The following is a 2,789-nucleotide window of genomic DNA, read 5'->3' as shown; positions in this document are numbered from 1 at the left end:
GCAGGCTCTACGGGATGACATTATGAGGGCTCAAGAATGCTTCTTTTGGGAGAGCAAAGCGAGTAACTTCCTAAAGCCTCTGCCAAGATGACAAGCTGAACGCTGTTTACGATATTACAAAGAACCAAAGAAAAACCCCGGAGAACCGGGGCCTTACTCTTGAGTTTTAATTCTCAAGTAGTTTTGCAGTCTTCTCTCGTCGAGAATTCCGTTGGCCACAGCCTGGCGAACCGCGCATCCCGGCTCGACGGTGTGGGTGCAGTTTCTGAACCTGCACTTTGCGGAAAGTTCCAGTATATCCTCAAATGCTTCGTCAAGACCTTCCGTTCCACTTATTACAAACTCTCTCATTCCGGGAACATCTATGATTCTCCCTTCATCAGGGAGGAGATGCACCTGAGAGGAAGTGGTTGTATGCTTTCCCTTGTGTGTGGAATCGCTTACTTCGCCCGTTCTAACGTTTGAATTGCAAATCGCGTTTACTAGCGAGGATTTTCCGACGCCGGAACTTCCGGCCAGAACCGAAGACCTCCCCTGAAGAGCCGACTTGACCTCTTCTATCCCTAAATTTGAGACGGTACTGGTGAGAAAGACTCTGTACCCTAGGTCACGATATTTCTGGATATCTGCCTTCGTTTCTTCAGATAGGCCCAGGTCGGCTTTGTTAAAGACAATGGTCACGTCAAGATTCGAACCTCTCGCTGCAGTAATGTACCTTTCTATCAAGTTCTTGTGGTAAGGAGGATCCTTTATCGCCACGACAATAAGAACCTGATCAACGTTTGCGGCGATAACCTGATGGAGATGTCTACCTTTTTTGCCTGCCCCTTTCCTGACAAGACACTTGTCACGGGGAAGAACCTCGGTAATCATTCCCTGGTCCTTATGAAGCCTTTCGAAAAGCACCCTGTCGCCAACGGCAACAACGTTCTTCTCTGTTCTTTCCTTTTGAAGAAGCTTTCCTCTGAGAAGACAGCGGAAGAATTCGCCTGACTCTGATCTTACTTCTATCATGCCTTTTTGAACATTAGTTACCTCACCATTCATGATTTACCTCCATAGGGTGTCTCGAAAAGAAGGGCCTCCAAAAGATTCAATGGTGATACCATTGAATTGACTAAGAACTAGAAAGGAGGCCCGAATAGATGTTATCACAAGGGATGGAGAAAAAGGAAATCATTAAGGTACTGGATAACCTGGACAAATTCATAGTAAAGGGAACTGTAAAGAAAGGGAGAGGAAGGAACAAAGAGTACGACGAGATAACGATATTGAAGTTGCTGGTTTTGCTGACACTTGCGAAGATATCGTATCGAGGAGCGAAGGGGTTTCTTGAAGGGAATGGTGAGTATATCGAGTATCTTGGGTTGAAGACGATACCATCATTCCAGACCTTGTCTCGAAGAGCCAGACAGCTACCTTTTCATGAAATAGTCCAGAAGGCAACTACACTCTTCACAGATGCGGAAGGGCTCGAAAGGAAAGAAGTTGCGGTAGACTCGTTTCGTGAGCAAGTCATGTAAAGGTTCTACGGCGCAGAGAAGGAGGAAGAGAGGGAAGTATAAAGACCAGGGAGCCAGCTGGACGAAGACGAACAAAGGCTGGCAGTATGGAAGAAAGGTGCACATATCTCTTGATCTGGTCAACAAGCTAATAATCGACTGGATCATTACCGGAGGATCGACACACGATTCGAAGGTAGCACCGAAGATGGCAGACACCTGTAAAGGATTCAAGTACATTCTTGCAGACAGCGCATATGATTCCAACCAGTTCTACGGTTATATATTCGAGAAGACCGGTTTAATACCGGTTATTGACATAAACAGAAGGAGAGGTCTAGATACAGAAAAGCAGAAACAATTCCGTTGGCTGGCAATTGGACTGAAAAAGCTTCACTCATTGAGGTACCAGCTAAGGGAAGAGATAGAGAGAACCAATTCAATACTTGAAGGTATCCTTGATTCCGAATTCATATGGTACACAAGAAACAGAGACTTTGACACAGCCATCGGCCTTAAGATTCTCACTTACAATCTCGTGGTCATTTACAATCATCTACACCATCGCTCTTTGAGAAAGATTATGGATATCATCCATGCTATTTGATTTGTGAGACACCCTATTACCTCCAATTATTCGAGACTGTTTAAAGAAAGAAAAAACCACGGGTTCTTACCGCCGTGGTTGAATAATCGGAAGAAATCGCGTTTCAGCAATTAGATTCCAAAAGAAGCGCGGTGTAAGAACCATGGGGTTAAGGAAACAATCAAAGCTATCTGCCATATACACCACCTCCTTTATGGAAGCATCAATTATATAACATGATGTGCGTATTGTGACGCCCTGTTGAGTAGGTTAAATTATGATGCTTTACGCCGGTATTTCCAGGGCTGATTCAAATTGTCTTGATGTTTTTTGTTATTGAAAGCCTCACCTCAGTAAGAGTCTTTTGTGGGTATGAAGTCACGATTATATCTCAATCTAAATGAATTCTTTTATAGAACGCAGAATTGCTATCCATCATCCTTTTGGCGAGGAGAATAGCTGCATGCTCGAGCACAATGTTGCATAATCTTGTTGTAAATGACATATAGATGTAGTATTGAAGGACTAGTATTTTACCGACCGGTAAGTAAAAAACTATTGGGGGTGTTATTCATGGGTATTGTAGAAAGTATGAAAACTTCCATGCTAAGACAGGCAGGGAAGTATGTTGGTTCACTCGTCAGGAATTCTTCTACTGAGAATATTGCAAGGTTATTTGGCACTGTTGCTGCTTTGACGAA

Annotated in this window: 3 protein-coding genes; 2 read left to right on the top strand and 1 reads right to left on the bottom strand. The window is 43.8% G+C overall.

Features of this window, described 5'->3' with window-relative positions:
* Positions 1–153: 153 nt before the first annotated feature.
* Positions 154–1,047, bottom strand: coding sequence for a ribosome small subunit-dependent GTPase A (rsgA, locus tag BG32_RS01135; protein ID WP_121510002.1), 894 nt, complete (start codon positions 1,045–1,047; stop codon positions 154–156).
* Between the two features lie 98 nt (positions 1,048–1,145).
* Between rsgA and BG32_RS01130 the strand changes: the two genes are divergently transcribed.
* Both BG32_RS01130 and BG32_RS01125 read left to right on the top strand, forming a co-directional pair.
* The gene (locus tag BG32_RS01130) at positions 1,146–1,523 is read left to right on the top strand and encodes a transposase (protein WP_121526266.1); all 378 of its coding nucleotides are present in this window, start codon (positions 1,146–1,148) and stop codon (positions 1,521–1,523) included.
* Positions 1,507–2,109 carry a transposase gene (locus BG32_RS01125; RefSeq protein ID WP_121526265.1) on the top strand — a complete coding sequence of 201 codons (603 nt, stop codon included), beginning with the start codon at positions 1,507–1,509 and terminating at the stop codon, positions 2,107–2,109. Before BG32_RS01130 ends, BG32_RS01125 begins: the two co-directional genes overlap by 17 nt.
* The last annotated feature ends 680 nt before the right edge of the window (positions 2,110–2,789 follow it).

It is taken from the genome of Mesotoga sp. HF07.pep.5.2.highcov (assembly GCF_003666285.1).
Lineage (GTDB): Bacteria > Thermotogota > Thermotogae > Petrotogales > Kosmotogaceae > Mesotoga > Mesotoga prima.
The sequence above is the reverse complement of the archived record's forward strand: the minus strand, read 5'-3'. Positions and strand labels throughout refer to the sequence as shown.

Bases quoted from the DNA above. Each gene is read 5' to 3' on its own strand.
- BG32_RS01130 (WP_121526266.1), top strand. From the start codon at position 1,146: ATGTTATCACAAGGGATGGAGAAAAAGGAAATCATTAAGGTACTGGAT.
- rsgA (WP_121510002.1), bottom strand. From the start codon at position 1,047: ATGAATGGTGAGGTAACTAATGTTCAAAAAGGCATGATAGAAGTAAGA.